The sequence below is a fragment of the Roseateles sp. Mitsp63 genome (assembly GCF_059491535.1).
This window is the reverse complement of the sequence record NZ_CP168509.1, coordinates 4,518,393-4,539,376: the sequence shown is the minus strand read 5'-3', so window position 1 is coordinate 4,539,376 and position 20,984 is coordinate 4,518,393. Positions and strand designations below refer to the sequence as shown.

General features: G+C 67.0%; 25 protein-coding genes. 13 read left to right on the top strand and 12 right to left on the bottom strand.

The genetic code is table 11. The annotated features are described in order from the left end of the window. Positions 1-37 precede the first annotated feature (37 nt). Positions 38-1,168 (bottom strand): AIR synthase-related protein, encoded by a 1,131-nt coding sequence (locus ACEN96_RS19660; RefSeq protein ID WP_495584758.1) that lies wholly within the window; start codon positions 1,166-1,168, stop codon positions 38-40. A 107-nt stretch (positions 1,169-1,275) separates the two neighbouring features. Here ACEN96_RS19660 and dnaX point away from each other — a divergent pair, with 107 nt between their 5' ends. The 4 genes from dnaX (at position 1,276) to ACEN96_RS19640 (ending at position 4,934) form a co-directional block, all read left to right on the top strand. Next, on the top strand, positions 1,276-3,453 hold the full coding sequence (dnaX, locus tag ACEN96_RS19655; RefSeq protein ID WP_495584757.1) for a DNA polymerase III subunit gamma/tau: 2,178 nt from the start codon (positions 1,276-1,278) through the stop codon (positions 3,451-3,453). A gap of 135 nt (positions 3,454-3,588) precedes the next feature. Continuing rightward, positions 3,589-3,918: a YbaB/EbfC family nucleoid-associated protein gene (locus ACEN96_RS19650; RefSeq protein WP_091723332.1), complete on the top strand. Its 330-nt coding sequence runs from the start codon at positions 3,589-3,591 to the stop codon at positions 3,916-3,918. Positions 3,919-3,928: 10 nt separating this feature from the next. Further along, on the top strand, positions 3,929-4,516 hold the full coding sequence (gene recR / locus ACEN96_RS19645; RefSeq protein WP_495584756.1) for a recombination mediator RecR: 588 nt from the start codon (positions 3,929-3,931) through the stop codon (positions 4,514-4,516). 28 nt (positions 4,517-4,544) lie between these two features. Then, positions 4,545-4,934, top strand: a complete 390-nt coding sequence (locus ACEN96_RS19640) for an MAPEG family protein (protein WP_495584755.1) — start codon at positions 4,545-4,547, stop codon at positions 4,932-4,934. Between the two features lie 340 nt (positions 4,935-5,274). Here the strand turns inward: ACEN96_RS19640 and ACEN96_RS19635 are convergent, their stop codons facing one another. Further along, positions 5,275-7,023 carry a transglycosylase SLT domain-containing protein gene (locus tag ACEN96_RS19635; protein WP_495584754.1) on the bottom strand — a complete coding sequence of 583 codons (1,749 nt, stop codon included), beginning with the start codon at positions 7,021-7,023 and terminating at the stop codon, positions 5,275-5,277. Positions 7,024-7,030: 7 nt separating this feature from the next. Further along, entirely contained in the window at positions 7,031-7,816 is a 786-nt protein-coding gene (gene gloB, locus ACEN96_RS19630; RefSeq protein ID WP_495584753.1) for a hydroxyacylglutathione hydrolase, read from the bottom strand. Positions 7,817-7,842: 26 nt separating this feature from the next. On the opposite strand from gloB, the gene ACEN96_RS19625 reads away from it, so the two are divergent. After that, positions 7,843-8,823 (top strand): class I SAM-dependent methyltransferase, encoded by a 981-nt coding sequence (locus ACEN96_RS19625; RefSeq protein ID WP_495584752.1) that lies wholly within the window; start codon positions 7,843-7,845, stop codon positions 8,821-8,823. Between the two features lie 31 nt (positions 8,824-8,854). After that, positions 8,855-9,340: a ribonuclease HI gene (rnhA, locus tag ACEN96_RS19620; RefSeq protein ID WP_495584751.1), complete on the top strand. Its 486-nt coding sequence runs from the start codon at positions 8,855-8,857 to the stop codon at positions 9,338-9,340. Positions 9,341-9,358: 18 nt separating this feature from the next. On the opposite strand, the gene ACEN96_RS19615 is transcribed toward rnhA, so the two are convergent. Then, positions 9,359-10,948: an alkaline phosphatase D family protein gene (locus ACEN96_RS19615; RefSeq protein WP_495584750.1), complete on the bottom strand. Its 1,590-nt coding sequence runs from the start codon at positions 10,946-10,948 to the stop codon at positions 9,359-9,361. Between the two features lie 224 nt (positions 10,949-11,172). Between ACEN96_RS19615 and ACEN96_RS19610 the strand changes: the two genes are divergently transcribed. Then, positions 11,173-11,430, top strand: a complete 258-nt coding sequence (locus tag ACEN96_RS19610; RefSeq protein WP_495584749.1) for a type II toxin-antitoxin system RelE family toxin — start codon at positions 11,173-11,175, stop codon at positions 11,428-11,430. Further along, on the top strand, positions 11,414-11,743 hold the full coding sequence (locus ACEN96_RS19605) for a helix-turn-helix domain-containing protein (RefSeq protein ID WP_495584748.1): 330 nt from the start codon (positions 11,414-11,416) through the stop codon (positions 11,741-11,743). The genes ACEN96_RS19610 and ACEN96_RS19605 overlap by 17 nt, the downstream gene beginning before the upstream one ends. 28 nt (positions 11,744-11,771) lie before the next feature. On the opposite strand, the gene ACEN96_RS19600 is transcribed toward ACEN96_RS19605, so the two are convergent. The 3 genes from ACEN96_RS19600 to ACEN96_RS19590 are packed head-to-tail and all read right to left on the bottom strand — an operon-like array spanning position 11,772 to position 13,173. Beyond that, positions 11,772-12,158: a VOC family protein gene (locus tag ACEN96_RS19600; RefSeq protein WP_495584747.1), complete on the bottom strand. Its 387-nt coding sequence runs from the start codon at positions 12,156-12,158 to the stop codon at positions 11,772-11,774. A 50-nt stretch (positions 12,159-12,208) separates the two neighbouring features. Further along, positions 12,209-12,706 (bottom strand): disulfide bond formation protein B, encoded by a 498-nt coding sequence (locus tag ACEN96_RS19595; RefSeq protein WP_495584746.1) that lies wholly within the window; start codon positions 12,704-12,706, stop codon positions 12,209-12,211. After that, complete coding sequence (locus ACEN96_RS19590) at positions 12,706-13,173, bottom strand: RidA family protein (RefSeq protein ID WP_495584745.1); 468 nt, start codon at positions 13,171-13,173, stop codon at positions 12,706-12,708. Before ACEN96_RS19590 ends, ACEN96_RS19595 begins: the two co-directional genes overlap by 1 nt. A 66-nt stretch (positions 13,174-13,239) precedes the next feature. Here ACEN96_RS19590 and ACEN96_RS19585 point away from each other — a divergent pair, with 66 nt between their 5' ends. Then, the gene (locus ACEN96_RS19585) at positions 13,240-13,986 is read left to right on the top strand and encodes a ComEC/Rec2 family competence protein (protein ID WP_495584744.1); all 747 of its coding nucleotides are present in this window, start codon (positions 13,240-13,242) and stop codon (positions 13,984-13,986) included. A 204-nt stretch (positions 13,987-14,190) separates the two neighbouring features. On the opposite strand, the gene ACEN96_RS19580 is transcribed toward ACEN96_RS19585, so the two are convergent. Then, positions 14,191-14,544: a helix-turn-helix domain-containing protein gene (locus tag ACEN96_RS19580; protein ID WP_495584743.1), complete on the bottom strand. Its 354-nt coding sequence runs from the start codon at positions 14,542-14,544 to the stop codon at positions 14,191-14,193. 181 nt (positions 14,545-14,725) lie between these two features. On the opposite strand from ACEN96_RS19580, the gene ACEN96_RS19575 reads away from it, so the two are divergent. The 4 genes from ACEN96_RS19575 to ACEN96_RS19560 are packed head-to-tail and all read left to right on the top strand — an operon-like array spanning position 14,726 to position 17,076. Then, positions 14,726-15,175, top strand: a complete 450-nt coding sequence (locus ACEN96_RS19575) for a hypothetical protein (protein WP_495584742.1) — start codon at positions 14,726-14,728, stop codon at positions 15,173-15,175. Beyond that, positions 15,160-15,711 carry an HAD domain-containing protein gene (locus ACEN96_RS19570; protein WP_495584741.1) on the top strand — a complete coding sequence of 184 codons (552 nt, stop codon included), beginning with the start codon at positions 15,160-15,162 and terminating at the stop codon, positions 15,709-15,711. The genes ACEN96_RS19575 and ACEN96_RS19570 overlap by 16 nt, the downstream gene beginning before the upstream one ends. Beyond that, entirely contained in the window at positions 15,699-16,274 is a 576-nt protein-coding gene (locus tag ACEN96_RS19565) for an HAD domain-containing protein (RefSeq protein ID WP_495584740.1), read from the top strand. Before ACEN96_RS19570 ends, ACEN96_RS19565 begins: the two co-directional genes overlap by 13 nt. Before the next feature lie 16 nt (positions 16,275-16,290). Beyond that, positions 16,291-17,076 carry a hypothetical protein gene (locus ACEN96_RS19560; RefSeq protein ID WP_495584739.1) on the top strand — a complete coding sequence of 262 codons (786 nt, stop codon included), beginning with the start codon at positions 16,291-16,293 and terminating at the stop codon, positions 17,074-17,076. A gap of 450 nt (positions 17,077-17,526) precedes the next feature. Here ACEN96_RS19560 and ACEN96_RS19555 read toward each other — a convergent pair whose 3' ends face one another. The 4 genes from ACEN96_RS19555 to ACEN96_RS19540 form a co-directional block, all read right to left on the bottom strand. Beyond that, on the bottom strand, positions 17,527-18,042 hold the full coding sequence (locus tag ACEN96_RS19555; RefSeq protein WP_495584738.1) for a hypothetical protein: 516 nt from the start codon (positions 18,040-18,042) through the stop codon (positions 17,527-17,529). A gap of 59 nt (positions 18,043-18,101) precedes the next feature. Further along, positions 18,102-19,136: a hypothetical protein gene (locus ACEN96_RS19550; protein ID WP_495584737.1), complete on the bottom strand. Its 1,035-nt coding sequence runs from the start codon at positions 19,134-19,136 to the stop codon at positions 18,102-18,104. A 66-nt stretch (positions 19,137-19,202) separates the two neighbouring features. Further along, entirely contained in the window at positions 19,203-20,078 is an 876-nt protein-coding gene (locus ACEN96_RS19545; protein WP_495584736.1) for a hypothetical protein, read from the bottom strand. A 46-nt stretch (positions 20,079-20,124) separates the two neighbouring features. After that, on the bottom strand, positions 20,125-20,973 hold the full coding sequence (locus tag ACEN96_RS19540; protein ID WP_495584735.1) for a hypothetical protein: 849 nt from the start codon (positions 20,971-20,973) through the stop codon (positions 20,125-20,127). Between the last annotated feature and the right edge of the window lie 11 nt (positions 20,974-20,984).

Below are 20,984 nucleotides of genomic sequence, written 5' to 3'. Positions count from 1 at the left end.
CCTCAGCGCCCTTCATTCCCTCAAGACCTGGCCCCGCTCAGCGCAGCTGCAGGTCGTCATCCCCGAAGCGGATGTTCAGCGGCTCGATCAACAGCTGCTTCTCGCCGTCCTCGACGCGGCCGGCATCCCAGGCCTCGATGCCGCATCCCTTGGCGATTTCCACCACCTTCGCCGCCTGATCCGCCTTCACGAAGATCGCGAAACCCGCGCCCATGTTCAGCGTCGAATACGCCTCGCGGTCATCCTGCTGCGCATGCTCCTGCATGAACTTCAGCACCGGCGTCACCGGCGGCACCGTGTGGATGCGGTACGTGAACTTGCCCGGATGCCGCAGCAGCTTGCGCCAGCCGTGACCGGTGATGTTCGCGCAGTAGTGCGGCGTGATGCCGGCCTTGTACAGCGCCTCGGTCACCGGCGAGTACAGCGTCGTCGGCGCCAGCAGCGCGTCACCGTAGGTCAGGCCCGGCTGGACTTCCGTCAGGTAGCCCTTGGGCAGGCGCTCGGTCAGCTTGCGCGCCAGGCTCAGGCCGTTGGCATGGATGCCCGACGAGGCCAGCAGCACGATCGCGTCGCCCGCGCCCAGCTTGTCGCCCACCGACAGGCGTTCCTTCGGGTTGATCAGGCCGGTGCACGAAGCCGCCAGGTCGATGCGGCCACCCTCGACGATGCCCGCCAGCGCCGGCGTCTCGCCGCCGCCCCAGGCCACCTGGCACACGTCGCAGGCCTTCTTCCAGCCCGCCACCAGCGCCTGCGCGCGCTGCGCGTCGCCGAACCAGTCCGAGCCGCCCGCGGCCCAGTAGGCCTGCACCACCAGCGGCGTCGCGCCCACCGTGATCAGGTCGTTCACCGCCATCGCGATCGTGTCCTGCGCGATGCCGTCGTAGTAGCTCTTACCGGTCAGCGTCGCCATCTCGTCGGCCACCAGCGTCTTCGTCCCCAGGCATTCCACGATCGAGGCGATGTAGAAGGGACCCACGTCCACCACGTACGCCGATTCGCCGCGCGACGCCTTCACCTCGGTGAAACCATGCGCGCTCATGTGGACGGCCGTGGCGGCCGCGGCGCGCTGGGCGCTGATCTTCAGCGGGTCGATCAGGTCGTAATTGACGCCGGCCTGTTCGTAGCTCAGCGTGCCGGAGGAAGGATCGTGCGGGGCGTGGGTGCTCATGGGCGCGGATTATCCTTCAGCGCCACCGGACCCTCCTGACAAACCCGGACGCCAGCCCCCGCCCGGCCGCCCCGGCGGCGGAGCCAGCCCCCGTAGAATGCCCCGCCATGAGTTACCAGGTCCTCGCACGCAAGTACCGCTCCCGCACGTTCGAGGAGCTGATGGGTCAGGAACACGTCGTGCAGGCCCTGGCCAACGCGCTGACGCAGCAGCGCCTGCATCACGCCTACCTGTTCACCGGCACGCGCGGCGTGGGCAAGACCTCGGTGTCGCGGATCCTGGCCAAGTCGCTGAACTGCATCGGCCCGGACGGCACCGGCGGCATCACCGCCCATCCCTGCAATGTCTGCGACGTCTGCCGCGACATCGACGCCGGCCGCTTCGTCGACTACGTCGAACTCGATGCCGCCTCCAACCGCGGTGTCGAGGAGATCTCCCAGCTGCTGGACCAGGCCGTCTACAAGCCGGTCGTCGGGCGCTTCAAGGTCTACATGATCGACGAAGTGCACATGCTCTCGAACACCGCCTTCAACGCGATGCTCAAGACGCTGGAGGAGCCGCCCGAGTACCTGAAGTTCGTCCTCGCGACCACCGATCCGCAGAAGGTGCCCGTGACCGTGCTGTCGCGCTGCCTGCAGTTCAACCTGCGGCCGATGGCCCCGCAGACGGTGCTGGAGCACCTGACCCGCGTCCTCGCCAACGAGCGCGTGCCCAACGAGCCCGGCGCGCTGCGCCTGCTGGCGCGCGCGGCGCGCGGCTCGATGCGCGACGCGCTGTCGCTGACCGACCAGGCGATCGCCTTCGGCTCGGGCGAGCTCAAGGAAGCCGGCGTGCGCCAGATGCTGGGCAGCGTGGATCGCGGCCATGTGCTGGGCATCCTGAACGCGCTGATCGCCGGCGACGGTGCCGCGCTGGTCGCGGCGTCGGACCGGCTGCGCGACATGGGCCTGTCCGCCGGCGGCACGCTGGAGGACCTGGCCGTCGCGTTGCAGCACCTGGCCGTCGCGCAGGCGGCGCCGGGCGCGCTCGACGCGGGCGATCCCGATCTGGCCGAGTTGCTGCCCCTCGCGAGCCAACTGCCCGCGGACGAGATCCAGCTGATGTACAGCATGGCGCTGCATGGCCGGCAGGAACTGCCGCTCGCGCCGGACGAATACGCCGGCCTGACGATGGTCCTGCTGCGGATGATGGCGTTCCGGCCGAACGGGCAGGGCGCGCGTCAGCCGTCCGCGCCGGAAGGCACCGCGGCGCGGACCGTGCCAGCGCCGGTGGCGAGCGCCGCGCCGCCCGCCCGCCCGCCGGTGAGCATGGCGCCACCGGTCGAGGTGGAACCGGCGCCCGCGCCGGCGATGCCGGCCCCGGCGCCCGCCGTGCCGCGCGTGGCGGAAGCCGCCGCGCCCGAACCTGAGCCCGAGCCCGAGCCGGCGTCAGCGCCAGCGCCCGAACTCGCATCGGCGCCCGAACCGGAACCGGAACCGGCGCCAGAGCCGGTCACCGCGGCTCCCGAACCCATCGCCGCCGCACCGGCGCCAGAGCCCGCGCCCGCGCCCGCGCCCGTGCCGATGGCTGCCCCCGTGCACGAAACGCCTCGCGCGCCAGCGCCCTCCGGCCCGTTGCGTGCCGCACCAGCCGGCGCCCCGGCGACCCGCTTCAGCGACCGGCTGCGTCCGCGTGCCGCGCCGCCGGCGGCCGCGAATGCCGATGCCGAGGAGCCGGAAGACCTGTCCCCGCCGCACGATGACGACGGTCCGCCGCCCTGGATGGATGTGCCGCCGCCCTCGGACGAGGAAGCCTCGCTCGGCATGTCCATGCCGGACATGGACGATCCGGCGCCCGACACCGCCGTCGACGGCATTTATGTCTCGACCGCCGCCGAGGAGGTCACGCTGGTGCCGACGCCGCTGGGCGAGCGCTGGTACGCGATCGCGCCGCAACTGGGCCTGAACGCGCTGACGCGCGAGCTGGCGCTGCAGGCCGAATGCCTGGAGATCGACGAATCCACCGAGCCGCAGCGCTGGCGCTTCCGCGTCGAGCGGGAGTCGCTGCGCCAGGCCGGCCTGCTGGAGAAGCTGCAGGCCGCGCTGACAGCGCTGTCGGGCAAGCCGGCGCGGGTCGAGATCGAGGCCGGCCGCGCCACCGATTCGCCGGCGCTGCGCGACTCGATGGCGGCCCGGCTGCGCCAGCAGCGCGCCGAATCGATCATCCAGGAGGATCCCGAGGTCCGGCAACTGCTCGCGCAGTTCAAGACGGCGCGGATCCTGCCGGGCTCGATCAAGCCCTGCTGACTGACTCCCGTGCAAGCGAGGGCGGGCGTGGCCAGGCGGGACCGCGCGCCCGCGCTCGGCGACAATCGCGCCCATCGCATCGACCTCCGGGTCGCACTTCCCCGCGGTTTTTGAATCTCTGAACAAGGAATCACGATCATGATGAAGGGTCAACTCGCCGGCCTGATGAAGCAGGCGCAAGCGATGCAGGACAACCTGAAGAAGGCGCAGGACGAACTCGGCAACATCGAGGTCGAAGGCCAGTCCGGCGCCGGCCTGGTGAAGGTCACGATGACCTGCAAGCATGACGTCAAGCGCGTCGCCATCGATCCCAGCCTGCTGGCCGATGACAAGGACATGCTGGAGGACCTCGTCGCCGCCGCGTTCAACGACGCCGTGCGCCGCGCCGAGCAGGTCAGCTCCGAGAAGATGTCCAAGCTGACCGCCGGCATGCCGCTGCCCCCGGGCATGAAGTTCCCGTTCTGATCGGACGACGGTGACCGCGCTCGACCAGTTGATCGAGGCCCTGCGGCGCCTGCCCGGCGTGGGCCAGAAGTCGGCCCAGCGCATGGCCTACCACCTGCTGCAGCACGACCGCGCCGGCGCCGACGCGCTGGCCCGCGCGCTGCAGGACGCGGCGCGCAACGTGCGCCATTGCGAGCGCTGCCACACCTTCAGCGAGACGCCGCTGTGCGCGATCTGCGCCGACCGGCACCGCGACGCGCGGCTGCTGTGCGTCGTCGAGTCGCCGGCCGACCAGGCGGCGATGGAGCGCACCGCCTCGTACTTCGGCTTCTACTTCGTCCTGCAGGGGCGCATCAGCCCGCTGGATGGCGTGTCCACGCGCGAGATCGGCGTCGAGCAACTGCTCGAGCGGGCCTCGGACGGGCAGGTCGAGGAGGTGATCCTGGCCACCAGCTTCACCGCCGAGGGCGAGGCCACGGCGCATGTGCTGGCCGAGGCGCTGCGCGCGCGCGGCCTGCGCAGCACGCGATTGGCGCGCGGCGTGCCGGTGGGCAGCGAGCTCGAATACGTGGACCTGGGCACCATCGCGCACGCGCTGGTGGACCGGCGCTCGACCTGAGCGCGGAGCTGGCCGGGAAGGGCCCTCGATGACCATCGCCAACACCTGCCTGATCGCCGCCTGCCTGCTGCCGCTGCTGTGCGCGTGGCTGGCGAAGTCCCAGGGCATCGGCAAGCGCCGCCGCGATGGCGGCTTCGACAACCACGATCCGCGTGGCTGGCTCGGCCGCCAGACGGGCTGGCAGGCGCGCGCGAACGCGGCGCAGGCGAACAGCTTCGAGGCGCTGCCGCTGTTCATCGCCGGCGTGCTGGCGGCGCAGCAGATGCAGCACGACCAGGGACGCATCGACGCGCTGGCAATGGCCTTCATCGCCGCCCGGCTGGTCTATATCGCGCTGTATGTCACCGACCGGCCGACCCTGCGCAGCGGGGTCTGGGCCCTCGGCACCGCGCTGTCGATCGCGCTGTTCTTTGCTTGAGGCTCTCTTCCCCCTCGCCCCTTCGGGGAGAGCAACCGTGTCCAGTGCTTCTGCACTGCCACCGCCGCTGGCCCTCACCCCTCCCTCTCCCACTTCGCGGGAGAGGGTGAAAGAAAGGCGCGCTGGCCGGTATTACCCCCTCGCCCCTTCGGGGAGAGGGAGGGGAGAGGGGGCTCGTGCCACACCGCTGCTGCCCTGCGCAGCGCCCCCTCTCCCCCGCCCTCTCCCCCTTGGGGCGAGGGAGTTCCTTGGCGAAGCCACCGAATGAGGTCGGCCGAATGAGGTTCGGCCGAAGGAGGTCCGGCCGGATGAAGTCCGGTCAGATCCAGGCCAGGCCAGGTCAGCGCATCGCGGTCTTGGTGGCCACGGTGCGGACGGGCTTGCCGTCGCTGGCGGCGACCTTGGCCGAGCGGGTCTTCGCGCCGGACTTCTTGTTGGTCGCGCTCGACGCGACCTTGGTCGTCTTGACCGGGCGCGCCGGCTTCGCCGCCGCCGCCTTCGCCGCCTGGCCGGCCGGCTCCGCGGCCGCCAGCGTCTGGCCCTCGCGCACATAGGCCACGATCTGCTGGCCCGGCTTGAACGCGGCCTTGGTGCTCACGCGGTTCCACTGCGCCACCTGCGTGGTGCCCAGGCGATAGCGGCGCGCGACGCTCGCCACCGTGTCGCCCTTGCCGGCCTTCAGCGTCACCCGGCGCATCGGCGGCACGTCGGGCGCGAAGCCGATGCTGGCGTTGTCGGCCAGATGCTCCGAGACATCGCGGTCCCGGCCCGCGGTGCGCGGCACCAGCAGCGTCGAGCCCTTGGTCACCAGCATCCGCGCCGGGATGCGGTTGATCTCGCGCAGGCCGGTCTCGCTCATGCCCACCTGCTTGGCGGCCTCCGCCGGCTTCATCGTGCGCGGCACCACCCAGGCCGTCCACGATGCCAGCGGACCTTGATGGCGCTCCAGGTTGGCGACGAAGGTGCTGGCGTTGTCGTACGGCAGCAGCAGCTGGCCGCTGCTGGCGGCCAGGATCACCGGCTTGTTCATCGACGGGTTGAACTGGCGGAAGGTCTCCTCGTCCAGCTCCGCCAACTGCGCCGCGCGGGCGACGTCGATGTCGCGGTCGATGTTGACCGACAGGAAGTACGGGTGGTTCGCCACCGCCGGCAGTTCGATGCCGAAGGCCTCGGGACGCATCACGATGTTCTTCACCGCCTGCAGCTTGGGCAGGTAGTAGCGCGTCTCGTCGGGCATGCGCAGGCTGTCGTAGTCGATCGGCAGGCCGGCCTTCTGGTTGCGCGCCACCGCCTTGCTGACATTGCCCTGGCCCCAGTTGTAGGCGGCCAGCGCCAGCTGCCAGTCGCCGTCGAACATCTTGTTCAGGCGCTGCAGGTAGTCCAGCGCCGCCTTGGTCGAGGCCAGCACGTCGCGGCGGTCGTCGCGGAAGATGTTCTGCTTCAGGTCGAAGTCGCGGCCCGTGGCCGGCATGAACTGCCACATGCCCACCGCCTTGGCGCTGGACTGCGCGTCGTTGCGGAACGCGCTCTCGACGAAGGGCAGCAGCGCCAGCTCCATCGGCATGCCGCGTTTGTGCACTTCCTCGACCACGTGATAGAGGTACAGGCTGCCGCGGCCCGTCATGCGCGCGACGTAGTCGGGCCGGCTGCTGTACCAGTCCTCGGCCTTGCGCACCAACTCGTTGTCGAGCTCGGGCATCGCCATGCCGGCGCGCATCCGCGCCCACAGGTCGACATGGGTCTTGGGGGCGTCGAGGTCGACCTTCTCGCCGGGATTGAGGTTGTCCTCGAGCAGCACGTCCAGCTTGTCCTCCGGCGCGGTGGCGACGCGCGCCACCGGCGTGGCCGGCGAAGGCACGGCCGACGCGGCGGCTTCCACCGCCTGCACGGTCTGCTGCGCGACGGCCTGCGCCGCGTCGTTGTCGCCGCTGGCGACTGGCCGGTTGGCGCAGGCGGCCAGCACCAGCGGCAGCAGCGCGGCCAGCAGCGTCAGGGCAGGGCGTTTCGAGGGGGAGGAGGCGGCGTCCGCGGCCGGCGCGGCGCGGGAGGAAGACAGGAGCGGGGCGGTCAGGGTCGGGTGTCGATGCATCGGAGGCTCAGCGAAATTCGTTCTTCCATTGGCGCAGCCCGGCCAGGACCGAGACCGGTTGCGCGGTGACGCTCGGATCGTGGCGCTGCGCGGCCGCGCGGACGTCGGCGTGCTCGCAGCGCAGGAAGGGGTTGATCTGGAGCTCCACGGCGATCGTGGAGGGCAGGGTGGGCAGCGACTGCTCGCGCCGGGCCAGACACCAGGCCTCGTGGCGCGCGACCGCCTCGTTCTGGGGCTCGACTGTGCGAGCAAATCGCAGATTCGACAAGGTGTACTCGTGCGCACAGCAGATGCGGGTTTCCCCGGGGAGCGCCGCGAGCTTGGACAGCGAGCCGTGCATCTGCGCCGGCGTGCCCTCGAAGAGCCGGCCGCAGCCGGCCGAGAACAGCGTGTCGCCGCAGAACAGGATCGGCGCGCCGCCATCGCTCGGATGCTTCAACACGAAAGCGATGTGACCGGCCGTGTGCCCAGGGACATCCAGCACCTCGAAGACCTGGCCGAGCAGCTCGGCGCGGTCGCCTTCGCGCAGCGGCACCACGGGCACCGGCATCGTTTCGGTGGCTGGTCCCCAGACCTTCGCGCCGTCCGTCAGCAGGGGTATCAATTCCCGCAGTCCGCCGACGTGATCGGCATGGTGGTGGGTCACTAGAATGCCTCGCAGGTCCAGGCCGAGCGAGCGAAGGGCATCCTTCACCGGCGCCGCGTCGCCCGGATCCACGACGAGCGCCGATCGGCCGTCATGCAGCAGCCAGAGGTAGTTGTCTGTGAAGGCGGGGACGGCGACGAGGTTCATGCAGGCAAGGGGATCGGGTCCCAGCGATGAAGACTCCGGGTCAGGATGACGGGCGCGACGACCGCGGCCAGCGGGCCGGCGGCATGGACGGGCGAAAGGCGCCGATTGTAGAGGCGCCCTTCCAGCCGGACATCGCCGCGGCGGAGCTCGCCCACTGGCTGCGCACGCCCGCCGGGCGCTACCTGCTGGCCTGGGAGCAACGCTTCATCGACGCCGCCGTCATCGACTGGTTCGGCTATCACGCGCTGCAGCTCGGCTTCCCGCAGCTGCACGGGCTGCGCACCAACCGCATGACGAACCGCTGGCTGGCGCTCGACCACCGGCCCTTCGAGGAAATGAGCGGCCCGCCGGTGCCTGGCCTGGCCGCCCATCCGCTCGAGTACCAGCCCGAGCCGCGCGCCGAGTTCGCGCCCGGCCAGAACGGCGCGGCGCGCACGGCGGTCTATTGCGAGTTCGACGCGCTGCCCTTCGAGGCCAACAGCCTGGACCTGGTGCTGCTGCCGCACACGCTGGAGCAGTCGGCGGACCCGCACCGCTGTCTGCGCGAGGTCGAGCGCGTGCTGCGGCCGGAGGGCCGGGTGGTGATCCTGGGCCTGAACCCGGCCAGCCTCTGGGCGGTGAGGCAGAATCTGGCCCGCGTCAACGGCCGCCTGCTGGGCCGCGCGCCGCGGCTGTACCTGCCGGCCGAACGCGAATACATCGGCTACTGGCGGCTGCGCGACTGGCTGCGGCTGCTGTCCTTCGAGGTCGAGCGGGCGCAGTTCGGCTGCTACCGGCCGCCGCTGCTGAGCGATCCCTGGCTGGCGCGCTGGCAGTGGATCGAGAAGCCCGGCGGCAAGTGGTGGACGGTGCTGGGCGCGCTGTACGGCGTGATCGCGGTCAAGCGCGTGCACGGCATGCGGCTGATCGGCCTGGCGCGCGGCGCCAAGCGTGTCGCCAAGCCGGCCCCGGCCGTCGCGGCCGTGCACCATCACCACCATCAGCTTGACGATGCCGAGGTCGATTGACCTTGGCCCTTCCTGGACTCCCATTCCGTTCATGACCGATACCACTGCTTCTTCCACTCCCACTCCCGCGCCAAAGATCGCCAAGCCCCCCGTCGTCATCTACACCGACGGCGCCTGCAAGGGCAACCCGGGACCGGGCGGCTGGGGCGCATGGCTCAAGAGCGGCGACCACGAGAAGGAGCTGTTCGGCGGCGAGCGCAACACCACCAACAACCGCATGGAGCTGACGGCGGTCATCGAGGCGCTGACCTCGCTCAAGCGCAGCTGCAACATCGTGATCTACACGGACAGCGAGTACGTGCGCAAGGGCATGACCGAGTGGATCTCGGGCTGGCAGCGCCGCGGCTGGAAGACCGCCGACGGCAAGCCGGTGAAGAACGCCGAGCTGTGGCAGCGCCTGGACGCGCTGCGCAAGCTGCACACGGTGGAATGGCGCTGGGTCAAGGGCCATGCCGGCGATCCCGGCAACGAACGGGCCGACGCGCTCGCCAACAAGGGCGTGCTGGTCGCCAAGTAGGGCGGCCGCGCGGGCGCGTCAGGCGCGCTGGGGCTCCAGCGTCTTGGCGAACAGGCTGTTGCCGTCCAGGTCCTTCAGCGTGACCGTCATCGCGCGCGTCCGGGCGTCGATGTCGACCTGGCCGAAGAACTGCGTGCCCACGGCCGGCGCCGCGTTGGCGATGCCGGGCGCCTTCTGGTAGACGACCTGCATGCCGAAGGTGGCGTCGGCCTGGTTCGGGCCGAAACCGCCGGCGTGCAGCGGGCCGGACACGAATTCCCAGAACGGCAGGAAGTCCGTGTGCCTGGCCTTGGCGGGGTCGAAGAAGTGGGCGGCGGTGTAGTGCACGTCGGCGGTGAGCCAGACGATGTTGTGCAGCCGGTGCTTCTTGATCTCGCTGAGCAGGCGGGCGATCTCGATCTCGCGGCCGCGCGGCGGGCCGTCGTCGCCATTGGCGATGGCCTCCCACTTGTCGCGGCCCTCGGCGTCCTTGCCGTCATTGACGTGCAGGCCGATCGGCATGTCCGCGGCGATGACCTTCCAGACCGCCTTCGAGCGCTTCAGGCCCTCGAGCAGCCACGCGATCTGCGGGCGGCCCATGAAGGCGCTCTCGGCGGTCTCCTCGGTCTGCAGGTTGGCGCTGTTGGGGCCGCGGTAGCTGCGCATGTCGACGACGAACAGGTCCAGCAGCGGACCCTGCGGCAGGTGGCGGTAGATGCGCTCGCCCTCGGCGTCGCCGAAGCGGCGCATCGGCGCGTATTCCTGGAAGGCCTTGGTGGCGCGGGCGACCAGCAGCGGGATGTTCTTCTCGGTGTAGCGCGGGTCGCCGCTGACGTCCTTCGAGTCCGAATAGTTGTTGCTGACCTCGTGGTCGTCCCACTGCCAGATCTGGGGCACGTCCGCGGCCATGCGGCGGATGTTGGCGTCCATCAGGTTGTAGCGGTAGCGGCCGCGGTATTCGTCGAGCGTCTCGGCGACCTTGCTGGTCTGCTCGGTGATGACGTTGCGCCAGATCGAGCCGTCGGGGAGCTTGATCTCGGCGGGGATGGGGCTGTCGGCGTAGATGGTGTCGCCGGAGTGCAGGAAGAAGTCGGGGTTGATGCGGCGGATCTGTTCGTAGATCTTCATGCCGCCCCATTGCTCGTTGATGCCCCAGCCCTGGCCGCAGGTATCGCCGCTCCACGCGAAGCGCACGTCGCGCAGTCCCTTGGCGCCGGGCGCGGGCGGCAGGCGCAGATGGCCGGCCATCGGCTCGGACATCACGCGTTCGTTGTGCAGGTCCTGCAGCAGCACGCGGTAGAAGACCTCCTGTCCCGGGGGCAGGCCGCGCAGGTCGACGCGGCCGGTGAAGTCGGAGTCCTCGAGCAGATGGGGGCCGCGCACGCGCTGCGCGCCCGCGAAGCTGGCGGTGGTGGACCACTCGAGCCAGAGGCGGGCGGGGCGGTCGCTGCGGGTCCAGATGACGGCGGCGTCGGCCACCGGGTCGCCGGACTGGATGCCGTGCGGCATCTGCGGGCGCATCGCGTCGCGGGTGATGACCGCGGGCGCCTGCGCGTGCGCGCCATGCGGCGCCAGCAGCGAGGCGCCTCCGAACAAGGCGCTGGCGTGGAGGAAGCGGCGGCGGTCCATGCGGGTTCTCCCGGCGAGTCGACGAAGTCCGCGATGCTGCCGGGAGGGCGTGACGGCGTGGTGACCGCCTTCTCCCAAGCTGACAGTCGGCGCGTTTGCAACGCGTCGCATCCCCCATCTCCTCCCGCCGGAGAGGGAACTGAAATCCAATGTTGATCGCGGTCAACCTTGCTGATCGGGTATCAGATTAGCGTCGCAGAAGCTAATCAAACCGTATAGCATTCATGAATCGCATCAATTGGACCGAGAAGGCGATGCGGCAGATGTTGAGGTTGCCTCGCGAGGCGGTGAAGGCGATTGCCGGCGCCGTCGTCCTCGAGCTCGCAGACCTCAAGAACGCCCGCAACGTGAAGCGACTGTTCAATCATCCCTATGCCTATCGGCTGCGGGTGGGGGACTACCGGGTGTTCTTCGATTTCGCCGCCGAGGTGCGGATCGTCTCCATCGAGGAAGTGAGGAAGCGCGATGAACAAACGTATTGACTTTCAGACCATCCTGGGCGCCGACGGCACACCGGCATTCGTGGTCTTGCCCTACGACGAGTTCGTGCGGCATTTCGAGGCCGTGGGTGACCTGATCCCGGACGCGGTCGCGCAACTCGTGTTCAACGAGAACATGACTGGCGCGAAGGCGTGGCGCACGCACCTCGGGCTCACGCAGCAGGTCGTGGCCGACCGGCTCGGAATCACGCAGGGGGCCTATGCGCAGCTGGAGGCGAGCGGAAGGCCGCGACGCTCGTCGCGCGAGCGGATCGCGAAGGCCCTGGGCATCCGGCCCGGGCAATTGAACTTCTGACAGGACTGACCGCGGGGCCGCGCCGGGCTTATTGCCCCGCCGGCGGCTCCCACAGCTCGACCTTGTGGCCTTCCGGATCGATGACCCAGCCGAACTTGCCGTATTCCGAGTCGTCGGTCTTGTCGAGCACGTTGCAGCCTTCCTCGCGCAGCGCCTTCAGCAGCGACGCGAGATCGGCCACCCGGTAATTGATCATGAAAGGCGGATTGGCCGGACCAAACCCGTCCGGGTCCGCCGACCCGATCGACCAGACCGTCGTGCCGCCGCTGGGCTGGCCGTCGTCGCCGGTCCAGGGGAAGGCCGCGCCGCCCCAGTTCTGCACGTCGATGCCCAGGTGCTTCTGGTACCACGCCCGCAGCGCGGCCGGATCCTTGGCGTTGAAGAAGATGCCGCCGATGCCTGTGACTCGCTTCATGAAGGTTCCTTCACGCGGTTGATGGATCTCAAGGACATCGGCGAGCCAGCTCACCGACGATGCACGGCTCCGCGCTTGAGCGCCAGCAGGCACAGCAGCGCGATCAGGGTGTACAGCGCGCCGCTCCAGATCTCATAAGGCAGGCCGAGCAGCGCATAGGCGGAGGCCTCGCTGCAATTGGCCGTGACCATGAAGATGCTCGGGAACCGCTCCTCCAGCTGCAGGGCCGTCAGCACGCGGTCGGCGAAGGTCATGTCGCAGGTGGCCAGCTTGGAGGCGACCTCATGCTGGTAGCCCGCCGCGATCAGCCCGGCCACGCCCAGCGCCGCCGCCAGCAGCAGCGCCAGCACGCGCGCGAAGCCCGCGCGCTGCAGCAGCCAGCCCAGCGCGCTCACCGCCGCGATCAACAGGAAGAGGCCGCGCTGCATCACGCACCAGGGGCAAGGCTTGACCCCGAACTGGTACTGCGCCACAAGGGCCGCCGCCACGGCGGCGAGCGACGCCAGCGCGCTGAAGGCCAGCACGCGCGAGGCGGTCAGGGCGCGCATCAGCCGGCGATCTCGGCGATCAGCTCGATCTCGACGCAGGCGCCGAGCGGAATCTGGGCGACGCCGAAGGCGCTGCGCGCATGCGCGCCCTTCTCGGGGCCGAAGACCTGGCCGATCAGCTCGGACGCGCCGTTGGTCACCAGGTGCTGTTCGGTGAAATCGCCGGTGCTGTTGACCAGGCTCATCAGCTTCACGACGCGCGTGACCTTGTCCAGGTCGCCCACCGCCGCGTGCAGCGTGCCCAGCAGGTCGATCGCGATCGCGCGCGCGGCCTGCTGGCCGGTGGCCGTGTCGGTGTCCCTGCCCAACTGGCCCACCCAGGGCTTGCCGTCCTTCTTCGCGATATGACCGGACAGGAACACCAGGTTGCCGGTGCGCACGAACGGGACATAGGCCGCGGCGGGCACCGCCACGGGCGGGAGTTCGATGCCCAGTTGCTTCAGGCGGTCGTAGACGGAAGTGCTCATGAGGGTCTGCACGGAAGTGGAAAAAATCGCCGCGAATCCTACACCCCGGCCTGGCGCTGGACCACGGTGCCGCTGGCGGCCCTGCTGGGCATGGGGCTGGTGCAGGCGATGCCCGCGCTGCCCGGGTCCAGGGCGTGGGCCGCCTGGCTGGCGCTGCTGCTCGTGACCCTCGCGCTGGCCGCCTGGACCCGCGTCCGCCGCCGGGCAGCCTGGTTCGCCTGCGCCTTGCTGGCCGCGCTGGCGGGCTTCGGGCTCACCGCCGTCCGCGCGGACGCGCGCATGGCCGAGGTCCTTCCGGCCGCGCTCGAGGGCCAGGTCATGCGCCTGACGGGACGCGTCGCCAGCCTGCCGCAGCGGACCGCGGGGCTGGGCGGCATCGAGGGCTGGCGCTTCGTGCTCGAGGTCGATGCGGCGGCGAGCGAGGACGGCGCGCCGCCGCGCGTGCTGCTGTCCTGCTTCCAGATGTCCTCCGCTCCGCGCGCGGGTGAGCGCTGGGAGCTGGCGGCGAAGCTGCGCCGGCCGCATGGGCTCACGAATCCGCATGGCTTCGATCAGGCGCTGTGGATGCTGGAGCAGGATCTGCCAGCCGCCGGCGGCTGCCGGGCGAAGGGACAGCGGCGCCTGGACGAGGGCGGATGGGGCGTCGACGCGCTGCGCCAAGCGCTGCGCGATGCGATCGACCGGCGGCTGGGCGAGACCCGCGACCGGCGCGGTGCCGGCGTGCTCGCCGCGTTGAGCCTGGGCGACCAGGGCGCGGTGATGTATCTGGGTAATGAAGTCAGCCGCGAACCCAGAAGAGCGTTTCTCCTCTGAAAACGGCCTCAAAACGTCCCAGCTCAGAAAAAACTTGGGTAATTGAGTTGCCCGCAAACTCCGAGTCCGGGGGCAAAAATCTGGGAAATGTAGTTGCCCGCAAATGCGGGAACCCATGTCCGGCAGGGCTGCTGAGGTGTACGCAAAGCCCGCGGCGGCACTACCAGTAAGCGTCTAGCTACCGGCTGATTAGCTCGGCGCCGCTCAGCGTTCAGAGGCCTGCTGCTTCGTATTGGGCGACGCCGTTCGCTTGAGCTTAATCGCAGCCTGCTTCACAGCGACCGCCGTCACTTCCACCTGACGCTTCGCCTTAGCCGTGCCGTGCGCCTCGGCTGCTTCCATGAGGAACTCTGCCTCAAGCATCAGCTGCCAGGGCCGATAGCCCAGCGCATCAGAAATCTGGTCGAGCGTCTGGGCGCTCACCGACATCTCGCCCCGCTCAATGAGGCCAATCGTGTTCCGGTAGACGCCGGCCTCGTGGGCAAGCTGCTCTTGAGACAACTTGGCCTCCTGGCGAAGGGCAAACAGGGTCTTACCAAGGGCAGCGATGAAGTTCATGCGGGCAGGATTCGAGTAACCCGCCAGTGTCTAGACGCGCAATTCATCAAACTACCCAATATATTGCCCTAAAGCCGGCGAGGCCGTAGACTGCACCGACACCCTCAGCGCACTCCTAGCCGGCGTTGCCGGCACTCCCGCGCTGCTTCATCCAACCTCCGCAGACCTAGAAGCTGCCGCCATGCAAAGTCACGTCCTCCGCACGTCTCTCAGAGACGAAGTCAAACTCCCGGACCCGGGCGCGTCCGAAAGTCGTGGGGTCCGCGCATGGAACGCCGTCGAGCTTCCAGGCAAGTACTGGATACAGGCGAAGCGGACGGAGACTTCCGGACTGGGACACCTTGAGCAAAGACAGTGGCTCACCTGCGATTTCTACGAAGCCTTGCGCTATGGCCGTGGCGAGAACGTTTCTGACTTCAGCCTGTTCGTTGGCGTCTTCACGCCTAACGCAGCGAGCGGTTTCGTGTTCGGCGAGGTTACTGAGGTGCTTCGCTCTGTGCCGTCTGGCGGCTTCTTTGTCCGATATGGAAATGGGTTCTCCGTCATGGTGAGCCGAACAGGCGACGACGAACAACTCACCCCCACCAACTTCGAACCTCTCTACCGCGCTGACGCATGGCGGACGAACTGAGTACACCTACCTCGGCTCTTGCAGGGCCGACGTTGCCAGGCGTGTTGACGCCTCCGGCCCTCTTCTTGAACCTGGAAGGGACGGTGCACCCTTGGGATGTTGGGTACATCTACAACGCCAAGCTTCCGGACGAGCCTCGCCCCTTCTGTTGGTCGGAGCACTTGCGGCCGGTCATCGAGGAGTGGAATCTGGACATCGTGCTCAGAAGTTCCGCAACAACGTTCGTTCGCGAGGACATCCTGCTGTCGCAGATGCCAGCGTGGCTGCGACAGCGTCTAAGAGGCTTCACGCAACCGACGCACGTGCCAATAACCCTCGACTGGATTCGCAAGTCCAACACAAGCTATGGGGTCATCAAGAATTACGTGAAGGCCAACGTGTTGACGCATTGGGTCGCGCTAGCTGACGACGAGGACGGATGGCCCCAGGCTCCGGAAATCCGGCGGCACTTGGTGATTTGCGATGGCGAGGTGGGTGTGACGGACCCAGTCACCGTGAGGCGACTAGAGGGAGCGCTTGTCGCATGCAAGCCGTAGACGTTGCTGCGCAGGACGCGCCATCGCAGCAAGGGGTCCTTATTCTCGACTTGGACGACACGTTGTGCCTGTCGAATCCGTACGGCGGCTATCAGGCTCGCTCGGCCCTCTGGCGTCCCGCGGAAGAGCCGAAGGACATCTGGGAGAAGCTCTTCAGCCGCGACGCTGTGGAGGCTCTTCGGGAATTGATGTTGGCGACCAGGCCCAGAGTTGCGTTGAGCACGAGTTGGCTGGCCATCATGGACCGGCAGCAATTCGTCGAGGTCTTCGAGCGGACGGGCCTTGGCGTCGTAGCCGAGTCCTTCCACGAGCATTGGGACATTCCGCAGAACCTCGGCGTGCCCAGACGCGACGCTATCGCCAGATGGCTCGAGGTTCACCACAGCACCGAGCCGCTGCTGATTCTGGATGACCCAGCTAGTGGCGAGAGCCTCATCGAGTCGGTCTGGGATGCGGCTGGTCACCAGATTCTTTGTGAAGTCGACCGAGGCTTCCATGCCGGTCTGCTGCCGAAGGCGATTCAGGCGCTGAGAAGGCCCTATGTGAAACCGCTCTGGTGGTGAGCAAGAGGAGCCCAACTTGGTGAAGCCCTTCGAACCAGACGAGCGTCAGCAGCAGCTTATCGACGAGGCTATTGCCCGTGCGAGGACCGATGGGAGGGATAGGCCCTTCGCATCGGCCGAGCTGGTGGACCGGATGGCCGAGGAGGCGAGGCATGTCGCGGAGTCTGATGTCTGCCCTATCCACGTGACCCTCGTTGCGACGATTGATGAGCGCATGTCTCGCGAGGCGCTTGCGGAATGGATTGGAACTGACGGCTGCATCGAAGCGACGACGTATGAGCTTCCGCAATCGATTCTTGTCGTCGAGTTCTATCGCGCTGCGGCCTCGCGTCGCGAAGCCGTTGAGCTCGCGGTCGACGATGTTCGGCGTCGCCTCCCAAATGCCATCTTTGTGGACATCAACGACCCGAATACCTTGCTCGATAACTTGGTCGAGACGACGACCAAGAGCCTGCTTTCTGATGGCGAAATCATGCGGCTAATGGTCTCGGTGGCTCCAGACCGAGAGGTTGCCTACCAGCCTTTGGTCCGCAAGGTGCGGAAGGCGCTCGCGAAAGACCCGGGAGACGACTCAGGGCGCGCGGAACCTCGGGCGGCATGGACAGAAGCGACAGTCTTTGAGGTTAATCCAGACCGCGACCTGGTTTCGCTGACCACTCTTGGCGGGACCATGCTGACCTTCAATCGCAGGACGCCGGTATCGCGAGGCCTCATCGCTTTCGAGGAAGGGCAAGTCTACAGGTGCCTCGTCCTCTCACGGCTCTCAGTAGTGCTGCGGGCGGAGCTGGTGGAGCGCCGGTAGGAATCTGAAGGGTCATGTCCCGCGGTGCCGCGCCGGCCGGAGCGCCAAGGCGTCCCGAAGTCTTGTAGCCGTGTGAGAGGCGAATCCATGTCGGCGACCCACGTGGGGGAAAACCGCGTCCCGCTTGGCCTCTGGGCTGCATTCCTCTTGAGATTGCCGGGGCGCGAACCCTCGCTCCATGTGGTCGGAGTAAACCTCCAAACAGGGCGGTCCCGCGTTTCATCCGCCATCACCCGAGTTAACGCTTCTACGCCGTGCGTCGTGACCGAGACAGGCCGCGTTTACGCCCTGTTGGGGGAACCGTGCCGGGCGGACCTTGCCGCTGCTGTTCTCCTCCGACTGACCGCAGATTGGGACGCGAGAGTACTGGGCGATGCCACTAGTTGGCTTTTCGGAACGACCGACACCGCCAATGCGCATTAGGCGGCTCACTGGCGGCATTGGGTTCGGCTACTGACCGTGTGCCGCCCAGAACTTCGCGCGCAACGCGAGGGCGTCGGCCAGCGCGTGATGGCGCCGTAGGCCGCGTTCCAGTTCAAGTGACGCGAAGCACGCCGCCGCGGCTGCCTCCAACTCCTCGTCCTCATTCAGGTAGCCGACGTGCGTGGGATAGAGGGTCGCCGCGGTAGGCGATGCGGCCAGCGCCAGCAACGCCTCAAGGAGGTCGTAGTCGACGTGGAAGTCGTAGCAGACCTCAATCGCTGACACGCCCAGTCCGTCCAGCCAAACCACCAAGTCGCGAGCGATGCATTTCGGTTCGGCAGTGCAACCCAGCTGCCTACCCATCTGGGACAGCACCTCGGCCCGAATCACCCCGTTCGCCTTCGCACGGCAGAGCACTTTCGAGGTCGCTACGACCTCCCGGTAGAACTCGTGGCCCGCTTCGGAGCAGAGAGCAATGCTGAGTAGCCACGCAGGCTCGGCTGCATCCGCGGGGATGAATTCGGTGTCTAGGAACACGTACATGACCGAATCGCCGGGGTGCTGAAGGTCTTGTGTTGGGCGAGACACGACGGGCATGCACGCTACGTTGTTTGGCCGACCTGACGCACCGAGGCGTGAACTTCGAGCGCCTTGCCGGCGAGCTGCCGAAGGACGTTTCGCCAAGCGATGGTGGCACTGGGTGTGGTGAGGATGGAGTCCACTGTTACCGACACGCGCTGGTCCTGCTTGGCGTGCACGATTGAGTTGCGAAACTCATAGAGCGACGTGGACAGAAGGGTCGCATCAGCTCGTGGGATGAGCCCTTCGCTGTGTGCATGAGCCACGAGTTCGGGCGAGGCAAGGGATGACACCAGCCTGAGCACGGTCGCTTTTTCGTCTTTCGTTAGAAGTTGTGCTGACTGCAGCAGGAATTCTCGGTCCGATAGCGAGCTATCTCGTCGCAGGACGCTCAATGTCCTGGATAGCGAGAGGAAGGCGTAGTACTCGATGACGCGATAAAACTGAATGCAAGCGGCAGCGTGCTCGGAGTTTGTCTTTGCGTAGTACATGCAACGCAGAGGCTCTATGTCTGCTGGGACGTTGGCGGTAAAGACGACGCCATCGTTGGCCGGAGCGTCCGGTTCGTCCCATGTGGCATCCGAGATGTCGTTGGGGCGGGGAAGCAAGCCGTGCCTGTCCTCGTATTTGGCGAATGCGGACAGCAGAACCAATTCCATGTCGTCTGGATGCGCGCCCAAGATGCGGCAGGAATACATCTCCGACCAGTCGCCAAAGTACTTGCTCTCGTGGTACTTGTCGAAGATATACGCGGCCAGTGGCGTAGGCTGCCCAAACGTGACCTCCACTGAGCCAAATCTGAACTCGTCGTGGCGAAGCAGGTTCCCGACGAAAAACTCTCCGTAGTTGCCAAGCACGAAGCCCGTGAAGTCGTGCAGCCGGAGCTGGGGAGTGTGCCGCGACAAGTCCTCGAAGTCAGGCCACTCGGCTTCGCCAGAATGGCAGATGCTGAGGTCAATCTCAGGCCACTTGACGTGCCAGAGGTCGCCGACCTGTCGAAACTCTAGATGCTCGTCCAGCTCTCGAAAGAGCTCGAAGGACAGGGGGACCCGGGACATGGCGCTCCTGGCGTGGTCGGATGGAACTGCGTTGCGTGAGGGAAGGGAGATGCGACCTTGTGAGCTTCAGCGTTGCGAGCTAGCGAATCCGGGCTTGCCCAAGCCCAGCGCACGGAAACCTTCTGTGAGATGGACGCGGTTGTGATTCGACGCGAACGAGGGGTGAGCCATCGGAAGGTAGTCGCGCCCAAAGAGTTTCAGAGGCTTGCCCGCGCTTGCCGCCATCTGCGCCTTGAGATTCTTCACGCTGCCGAGATTGGTCACATACGGCGCGAACTCATTCCACGCATAAGCACCCCAGGACACAATCTGGACGCGCCTGTACTCCTTGTTCAAGCTCTTCAGGAGTTCCTGGAATCCCGCGACGCACTGCAAATAGGTGAGGCCACCCGTAGGGACCTTTCCGGTCTTGGCGGCCAAAGGGCTGCGGTAGTCCGGATAGAGGTTCAGGAACAGTGTGACGGACGGGTGTTGTGGGTCGAAAAAGCCGGCGGGGCACCAGTGCTGGTACTTGGGCGTGTGATGCAGTCCTTGCACGTACAGGCCAGACTCGGCCAGTACACCGGCGCCCACCGGGTACCAGTCGTGCCCGACCACTATCGTCAGCTCATCCTTCTTGGAGTCAAACGACTCAAGCAGAAGGTTGTCTGTCCAAGGACAGATACCGAGGCTGAAACCGGTCCTGAGCTCGCGTGATGCTGCAGACAGGGCGCGGGCCTTCGCTTCAGGGCTGTCGTTTGAGGCGTGGATGGCCTCGGACCGTTGGTGGAGTTCCAGGCAGCGCCCGTAGCTCACGTGCCTAAAGTCAGTGGTCAGAAAGGACCACTGACGGCTGCGTCCGAAGTCCAGGTAGTCCTCGAAGCCCGGCGTAATGTTGGAGAAGATGTGGCCGTAGGCGCCAACGATTTTCTGAAACTGGGACTCGAGGTAGAGATGCGACATGCGTTTCGGTTGTCAATTGTTGGTGGCAGCCCAGGGCAGAAAAAGGTCAGGCTGGTACTACGTCGCTGCTGTCCGCCCCGAGTGAAGCTGCCGCTTTGGCCACGAGGGCCTCGCACGCACTGAGTAGCCTCGCGTTGTCCTTCTTGACCCACGCTATCGTGCCGCCTTCGCCCTTGCCCTGTTCAAGAGTCGCCATCGTTGCATGGCAGACCAGCGGACCTACCGAAACCCCGACCTCTCGGGCGATGGCGGACTGAAGCCTTGCCAGACCCAGCAGATTGCCGAGAGCCTTCTGCACGAAGAACTGGTAGCGATACATCGCCGTCAGATACAGCTCCCTGTTCGGTCCGAGCTTGAAGCTGATATGGCTCAAGCACTGACCGCCTCGTGGAATTTTGTGGTCCCGCTCGGGGTCGTAGAGGCTGAGTTCCATCGGTTCCAGCGACACGTCGAGCTCATAGACGGCGCGCTTGGGGGCTGGGTTCGACAACTCGCGCTTGAGCTTGTTCACTAGTAACTCGAGTGGGTTGAGTGGAGGACCTTCCACAGCAAGGCGCCGCGTCATACGCAGCGCATACGTTCCCCAATTGTTCGCCCGCAGGGGCTGGATATGCGGATAGATGGAGTCCGGATACTTGAGGACGCCGACGAAGCCGTGGGTCTTGTACTCGGCGGCGGGGAAGATGGTGTCCGCGACCGTAATGATGGGCTGAGCTTGATGCGCTCGCAAGAACTGGTCGACCATCTTCTCGATGGCTTTGTCGTGCGGCTCTTCCCTGCATGGGTCAATCACCTCAAGAATGACGTTGTAGGCCTTCTCATCGGGCTCACCCTGCAGCAGGGCGGCTGCAGCCAGCCAAGCTTCCGCGCGCGATTGCTTCGAAATGGGATGCATGCTCGTTCCTC

Excerpts from the sequence above, each read along its gene's own strand:
- ACEN96_RS19545 (WP_495584736.1), bottom strand. The coding sequence starts at position 20,078 with ATGTCGCATCTCTACCTCGAGTCCCAGTTTCAGAAAATCGTTGGCGCC.
- ACEN96_RS19640 (WP_495584755.1), top strand. The coding sequence starts at position 4,545 with ATGACCATCGCCAACACCTGCCTGATCGCCGCCTGCCTGCTGCCGCTG.
- ACEN96_RS19610 (WP_495584749.1), top strand. The coding sequence starts at position 11,173 with ATGAATCGCATCAATTGGACCGAGAAGGCGATGCGGCAGATGTTGAGG.
- ACEN96_RS19615 (WP_495584750.1), bottom strand. The coding sequence starts at position 10,948 with ATGGACCGCCGCCGCTTCCTCCACGCCAGCGCCTTGTTCGGAGGCGCC.
- ACEN96_RS19605 (WP_495584748.1), top strand. The coding sequence starts at position 11,414 with ATGAACAAACGTATTGACTTTCAGACCATCCTGGGCGCCGACGGCACA.
- ACEN96_RS19550 (WP_495584737.1), bottom strand. The coding sequence starts at position 19,136 with ATGTCCCGGGTCCCCCTGTCCTTCGAGCTCTTTCGAGAGCTGGACGAG.
- dnaX (WP_495584757.1), top strand. The coding sequence starts at position 1,276 with ATGAGTTACCAGGTCCTCGCACGCAAGTACCGCTCCCGCACGTTCGAG.
- ACEN96_RS19590 (WP_495584745.1), bottom strand. The coding sequence starts at position 13,173 with ATGAGCACTTCCGTCTACGACCGCCTGAAGCAACTGGGCATCGAACTC.
- ACEN96_RS19565 (WP_495584740.1), top strand. The coding sequence starts at position 15,699 with ATGCAAGCCGTAGACGTTGCTGCGCAGGACGCGCCATCGCAGCAAGGG.
- ACEN96_RS19635 (WP_495584754.1), bottom strand. The coding sequence starts at position 7,023 with ATGCATCGACACCCGACCCTGACCGCCCCGCTCCTGTCTTCCTCCCGC.
- ACEN96_RS19540 (WP_495584735.1), bottom strand. The coding sequence starts at position 20,973 with ATGCATCCCATTTCGAAGCAATCGCGCGCGGAAGCTTGGCTGGCTGCA.
- ACEN96_RS19575 (WP_495584742.1), top strand. The coding sequence starts at position 14,726 with ATGCAAAGTCACGTCCTCCGCACGTCTCTCAGAGACGAAGTCAAACTC.
- ACEN96_RS19580 (WP_495584743.1), bottom strand. The coding sequence starts at position 14,544 with ATGAACTTCATCGCTGCCCTTGGTAAGACCCTGTTTGCCCTTCGCCAG.
- ACEN96_RS19600 (WP_495584747.1), bottom strand. The coding sequence starts at position 12,158 with ATGAAGCGAGTCACAGGCATCGGCGGCATCTTCTTCAACGCCAAGGAT.
- ACEN96_RS19625 (WP_495584752.1), top strand. The coding sequence starts at position 7,843 with ATGAAGACTCCGGGTCAGGATGACGGGCGCGACGACCGCGGCCAGCGG.
- rnhA (WP_495584751.1), top strand. The coding sequence starts at position 8,855 with ATGACCGATACCACTGCTTCTTCCACTCCCACTCCCGCGCCAAAGATC.
- ACEN96_RS19570 (WP_495584741.1), top strand. The coding sequence starts at position 15,160 with ATGGCGGACGAACTGAGTACACCTACCTCGGCTCTTGCAGGGCCGACG.
- ACEN96_RS19660 (WP_495584758.1), bottom strand. The coding sequence starts at position 1,168 with ATGAGCACCCACGCCCCGCACGATCCTTCCTCCGGCACGCTGAGCTAC.
- ACEN96_RS19555 (WP_495584738.1), bottom strand. The coding sequence starts at position 18,042 with ATGTACGTGTTCCTAGACACCGAATTCATCCCCGCGGATGCAGCCGAG.
- ACEN96_RS19595 (WP_495584746.1), bottom strand. The coding sequence starts at position 12,706 with ATGCGCGCCCTGACCGCCTCGCGCGTGCTGGCCTTCAGCGCGCTGGCG.
- gloB (WP_495584753.1), bottom strand. The coding sequence starts at position 7,816 with ATGAACCTCGTCGCCGTCCCCGCCTTCACAGACAACTACCTCTGGCTG.